At 66.6% G+C, this 5,688-nt stretch carries 5 protein-coding genes; 3 read left to right on the forward strand and 2 right to left on the reverse strand.

The genetic code is table 11. The features are described from left to right. Window positions 1-17: 17 nt before the first annotated feature. Window positions 18-1,361 carry an MFS transporter gene (locus VEY12_11215; GenBank protein ID HYM40688.1) on the reverse strand — a complete coding sequence of 448 codons (1,344 nt, stop codon included), beginning with the start codon at window positions 1,359-1,361 and terminating at the stop codon, window positions 18-20. A 364-nt stretch (window positions 1,362-1,725) separates the two neighbouring features. Here VEY12_11215 and VEY12_11220 point away from each other — a divergent pair, with 364 nt between their 5' ends. Then, the gene (locus VEY12_11220; protein HYM40689.1) at window positions 1,726-2,985 is read left to right on the forward strand and encodes a hypothetical protein; all 1,260 of its coding nucleotides are present in this window, start codon (window positions 1,726-1,728) and stop codon (window positions 2,983-2,985) included. A 31-nt stretch (window positions 2,986-3,016) separates the two neighbouring features. On the opposite strand, the gene VEY12_11225 is transcribed toward VEY12_11220, so the two are convergent. Next, the gene (locus VEY12_11225; protein ID HYM40690.1) at window positions 3,017-4,228 is read right to left on the reverse strand and encodes a serine hydrolase domain-containing protein; all 1,212 of its coding nucleotides are present in this window, start codon (window positions 4,226-4,228) and stop codon (window positions 3,017-3,019) included. A 143-nt stretch (window positions 4,229-4,371) separates the two neighbouring features. On the opposite strand from VEY12_11225, the gene VEY12_11230 reads away from it, so the two are divergent. Both VEY12_11230 and VEY12_11235 read left to right on the forward strand, forming a co-directional pair. Next, window positions 4,372-5,409, forward strand: coding sequence for an LOG family protein (locus VEY12_11230; protein ID HYM40691.1), 1,038 nt, complete (start codon window positions 4,372-4,374; stop codon window positions 5,407-5,409). Window positions 5,410-5,524: 115 nt separating this feature from the next. Further along, window positions 5,525-5,688 (forward strand): VOC family protein (locus tag VEY12_11235; GenBank protein HYM40692.1); only part of this gene is annotated, 164 nt, incomplete at its 3' end.

Below are 5,688 nucleotides of genomic sequence, written 5' to 3' on the forward strand. Positions count from 1 at the left end.
GAGCGCGGGGCATGGATTCACGTGGTCTGGAGGGGCGCCTTGCGCCGCCGCCGTCCCATGATGAAGTAGCGCACCATGAGGATGACCGCGAGCACGATCAGGAGGAGCGCGAAATAGACCAGCCCCTGGAGGGCCGCGCCCACCGCCTCCCGCACCTGGGTCACGGACATCGTGTAGGCGTACGCCGCGATGATCGCGAGTCCGCTGAGCTCCGCGACGAAGAACCCGAACCCAAGAGCGAACGAGTACAGGCCCATGGTCGCCCCGTACTTCGTCTCCGGAGCCGTGTCCGCCATGAGGGCCAGTGCCGAGGGCACGAACGCGCCCGCGCCCAGGGCGCAGAGGCCGAGCGGCACGAGGACGACGAGGTCGCGCGCGAGGATCTGCGGCCAGAACAGAGAGGCGATCGCGAGCACCCCGAGGATGCTCAGGACCCCGTAGAACATCACGGGCACGCGCCCGACGACGTCCGAGACCTTCCCCCACACGGGCTGCAGGAGCAGGAGGGCGAGGCCCACGCCGCCGAACATCAAGGCGATGTTCATCGCACTCAGGTTCGCTTCGAAGAGCGCCCGGGGAAGGTATGTGAGCGCGATTCCCAGGATCGTGGAGATGATCAGCCAGACGGGCAGCAGGACGCGGATCTCGGGGATTCGGAGGATCTCGCGCAGGTCTGCGAAGTCGAACAGCTTCGCCTTGACCGCGGTGACCCGTTCCTTCTTCACGTACACAAAGAGGACGAGGGCGGACAGGCCGAGGAGCGCGGCGACCGGGAGGAACGTGGGGCGGGCCGCGTCCGCGTAGCAGACCTGGCTCGTACGAGCCACCGCGCACGCGCCGATCCCGGCGCCCATGAAGCCCTCGATGAGGACGCCCGCGAGGACCGCGCCGATGATGTAGCCCGCGAACGTGGAGTAATCGTAGAAGCCCATCTGCCTCCCGCGGTCCTTGGGGTCCGCGTAGTCCGCGATCATGGCGATGGATGGGGCCACGGTCGCGGCCGCGCCGATCCCGTGCAGGCCGTGGATCGCCGCGAGCGCGAACGTGTCTTGGGTGAGCGGGTACAGGAGGACCATCCCCATGGCCCACGCGGACCCTGCGACGATGACCTTCTTCCGCCCGATCTTGTCGGAGATTGAGCCGAACCAGTTCGCCGTGAGCATCTCCGCGAACGGGTACGGCACCGCGATGATCGCGACCTCGAGGAGAACGTTGTTGTTGAACCGCAGCTCGGGGCTCACGTAGAAGGGCAGCGCCAGCAGGATGAAGCCGAACGCCAACCGCAGGATGAAATTGGACAGGTACAGAACACGAAGGTAGCCGTGCGTGGAGGCACGGCGGGTCAAGAGGGTGCGGAACACAACCTGCGGCGCATCCGGGTCTCCCCCCTATAAGCGTGGCGAAATGACTTCTCGTCCGCGAGAATCAGCCTCCCAGGGGCCCGGCGTGCGGGCTCGCGCGCACTCCCGGACGACCTGGGAGATAACGCTTGGGGGACTCGGGCAGTTCGTCGAAATCGAAACGGTCCGCACCTGATTCCTGCGGGTGCAAGACCCTCAGAGTCGCACTTTCCTCGTAGAATTTCGGGCTTCGTGATTCCCACTCCTGATTATCACGCGTGGATAGCCACAACATTTTTATTCCCTCCAACGAATCGATTCCGGCCCACCGGAATCGCGGAGGCGCTCTCCCGTTCCTCGCGGGCGGCAAGGGGGACCGAAATCCGTGTTTGCGAACACGAACCCGCTCGGATTTCTGACGACATCGCGGGCCCAGAATGTGGATCAGATCATCGGGAAGACCGAGGAGCTCGTCACGGAGCTCGACCTGACGCTGGCCGACCTCACGCCGGCCCAAGAGGCGCTCCGTGCGGCCAAGGCGCTGTATGCGGCCCGCGACTACTCCGAGGCCGCAGCCGAGGCCAGGCGGGCGGGCAGTCTCGCGGTCGCTCTGAACGACCGGTTCAACGGGTACCTCGCGGCGTGGACGGTCCTCCAGGATTGCATGGAGGAGCTCGGGGAACTCGGGCTTCCGACCGGGGACTTCGAAGCGGCGGTCGACGCCGCCGAGAAGGAGATGGCGCGGCAGGTGGAGGAGGATGGCGCTCTAGTGCCGAACTATCTCGGAGCCAAGGAGATCCTTGAACGCGCCGCAGAGGACGTGCGCACGTTGCTCGTCCGCGCGAGGCAGGCCTCGCGAGAGATCTTCCTCGCGACGCTCGCGGTCGAGGCCCTCTCGGACCCGACAAGCGATCGCACATCCTCGTGGCTGGCGGTCCGGCTCGAGGAGCTCCTCGAGCAGGCGACCGGCGAGCTCGCTCAAGGGCACGTGCCCGAAGCCCGAAAGCTCGCCATCGAGGCCCGCCACCGGGCCGAAGCGGCCCACGCCGGCGACCTCCGCGCCAAGGAACTCATGGAGGAGGCCGCGAACGTCCTCGAGCACATCCATGCGGAGGGCCCGCTCGCGGACCGGCTGGGCGAATGCATCGCATCCACCCGGGAGGCGCTCGCCAAGGGATTCCTCGATGCCACCACGGAGAAGGTCGTCGTCGCCCGGTTGTCCAGCGAGCTGCTGACCTTCGCGGAGCACTATCCGCGGACCCGGAGGGTCCTCGAGCATGCGGAGACGGTGCACGCCAGCCTCCGATCCGAGGGCTTCCGCTCGGAACCCGCGGAGGAGCGGTTCCGCGACGCGCGTCGCGCCCTCAGGGAGGGCCGCTGGGAAGATGTGCGGGCGAACGTGAGCCAGGCATCCCTGGAGTTCCTCCGATGGCGGAAGCAGCGGGCGGCCCTCGCGAAGGCGATCACGGACATCCACCAGCGGGTGACCCTGCTCGAGGACTTCCGTCTCCCGCTCCTCCCCGACGTCCGGGAGATCCTGGGACGGGCGGACGAGGAATTCCGGACGGGCCGCTTCTCCGGCGCGACGGAGGACATCCTGTTCGCGACCGCGCTCATGACCCAGGCCACCCGAACGGGATCGTAGCCGGCAGCGCGAGATCGCGGAACGAGCGTGTTCAGTCGTCGATCGCGGCGTACGCCGAGGTCAAGAAGTCGCGGCACACCTTCGGCGGATCGGGCGACGTCCATGCCTGCTGCGTCATCAGGATCGTCGTCATGTCCTCCTTGGGATCCGAGTACCAGATGGATCCCAATCCGCCGTCCCACCCGTACCGCCCGGGGACCGCGGACACGTCGTCCCGCCTCGTCACGACGGACATGCCGAACCCCCATCCGTGCCCGTCGAAGTAGCCCGCGATGAGACCGGACTTCGCCTTCTGGTCGGGCGTCAGTTGGTCCGCGGTCATCGCCTCGACGGGGAGTCGCGACAGGAGGCGCCGGTTCCCGGACCTCCCGTGGTCCAGGAGCATCCGGCCGAACGCGGCGAAGTCGTCGACCGTGGACACGAGCCCCCCGGCGCCCATGGGGAACGGAGGCGGCCGGCTCCACTCGCCCTCCTCCGAGGGATCGTAGACCTCGATCTTCCCGGTCGTCCAGCTGGTCCAGTACTGGGTGGGCAGTCGGCGAATCTTGCCCGGCGGGACGCTGAACCCCGTGTCCTTCATCCCGAGCGGGCCGAACAGACGCTCTCGGAGGAACGTCTCCAACGGCTGGCCAGAGGCGCGCGCGATGAGGACCCCCAGGACATCGGCTCCGGTGTTGTACATCCAGCGCTCGCCCGGCTGGTGCATGAGGGGCAGGGTCCCCAGGCGACGGATCCACTCGTCGGGCGCGGGCATTCGGGCGGGGTGCGGGGGGCCCATCCCGATTCCGAGCTCGTTCGCGGCCCGAAGGATGGGGTAGGCGCTCGGGTCGACCAGAGGGATGCCGAAGCCCATGGTGAACGTGAGCAGATCGCGGACCGTGATCGGCCGGTTGGAAGGGACCGTGTCGTCCAAGGGGCCGTCGAGCCGCCTCAGCACGCGGCGGTTCGCGAGCTCGGGGAGGAGCCGGTCGACCGGCTCGTCGAGACGGAGCCGGCAGTCCTCCACGAGGAGCATCGTCGCTGCGGCGGTCACGGGCTTGGTCATCGAGGAGATCCGGAAGATCGTGTTCCGCCGCATGGGCGCGCCGCCGCCTCGTTGCATCGTGCCCATCGCGTCGACATGCGTTTCCCCGCGCCGGCTCACCAAGGCGACGAGCCCGGGGACCTCGTCGCGCTTCACGTACCCCGTCAGGAGGTCGCGCATCCGGCCGAGTCGCGCTTCGGACAATCCGCCCTCGGTCACGCCCAGCTCCTCTGGCGAGGAATCGCAACCGGTCCTCGACTAAGAACCTGTTCGCTCCTGTCCGCATCCGCTCTCGGGCGCGAGGCGCAGGGTGATATATCCCCCGCCTCGTACGCGTTGCCACCGAAGGAGATGGGAGCGGCATGCCGGCTCGGAAGCCCGAGAACCTCGAGGAGGCCGTCGACGAGGCGCGCGAGATCCTCACCGCGAACGGGCAGGACCTGCGCTCGCTCCTCTACCGGGACATCCTCCTGAACGCGATCAAGTGCCGACGCGACGACCTGGACATCCTCGACCTCAAGGTGATCAACCGCGCCGTCGCGGAGTTCCGCCACGCGGCCCGTGTGTTCAAGCCTTACCGCAAGGTCCGGAAGGTCTCCATCTTCGGATCCGCGCGGGAGAAGAAGGGCAGTCCCTACTACGAGTTGGCCGTCCGACTGGGGCGGCTCTTGGTCGCAAGGCGGTTCATGGTGATCACGGGAGCGGCGGAAGGGATCATGCGGGCCGGGATCGAGGGGGCGGGGGCCGAGAACAGCTTCGGCGTGAACATCCTGTTGCCGTTCGAGAAGGGACCCTCCACCCTCATCCAGGACGATCCCAAGGTGATCCGCTTCAAGTACTTCTTCACGCGCAAGGTCTTCTTCGTCATGGAGGCCGACGCCATCGCCCTGTTCCCGGGAGGCTTCGGCACCCACGACGAGGGGTTCGAGGTCCTCACGCTCCTGCAAACCGGGAAGGCACCGCCGATGCCCGTGGTCCTCATGGAGCTTCCCGGCGAAGACTACTGGGAGACTTGGGACCGTTTCATCCGGGAGCAGCTGCTCGCGCGCGGCTTCGTCTCCGCCGAGGACCTCACGCTCTACCGGATCGTCCGGTCCCCCGAGGAGGCGGCGGCCTGGATTGCTTCGTACTACTCCACCTACCACTCCCTGCGGCAGGTCGGGGACCGCCTCGTGATCCGCCTGGAAAGAGAGCTGTCCGACGACCAGGTACGCAGGCTGAACGAGACGTTCCATGACCTCGTCGCCTCGGGCAAGATCACCAAGACGTCCGCCCTGCGAGAGGAGGCGGACGAACCCGAGCTGCAATCCAAACCGCGGCTCGTCTTCGCGTACGACCGCGGCCGCGCGGGGCGCCTCAACGAACTGATCCTCGAAATCAACCGGCTCGGCCGCAGCTAGAACCGATCGCGAATCCAATTGCGGCCGAAGGCGGGTGGCCGAGGTGCGCCGGAGGCTGTCCTGCAAGAATCAGGAAAACGATATGGTTTGCGTTCGCTTACGATGGTGTGATAACATGGAAATCAAACTGACTAGTGTCTTCGTTAAGGACCAGGCCAAAGCGCTCAAGTTCTACACGGAGGTTTTGGGGTTTGTCAAGAAACTAGATGTCCCGGCTGGAACCTACAGATGGTTGACCGTTGTCTCCCCTGAAAACCAAAATGGCGTACAGCTGGTTCT

This window comes from Thermoplasmata archaeon (assembly GCA_035632695.1).
Taxonomy (GTDB): domain Archaea; phylum Thermoplasmatota; class Thermoplasmata; order RBG-16-68-12; family RBG-16-68-12; genus RBG-16-68-12.

What these genes read in the sequence shown, in the direction of transcription:
- VEY12_11230 (HYM40691.1), top strand. Translation starts at nt 4,372, where the DNA reads ATGCCGGCTCGGAAGCCCGAGAACCTCGAGGAGGCCGTCGACGAGGCG.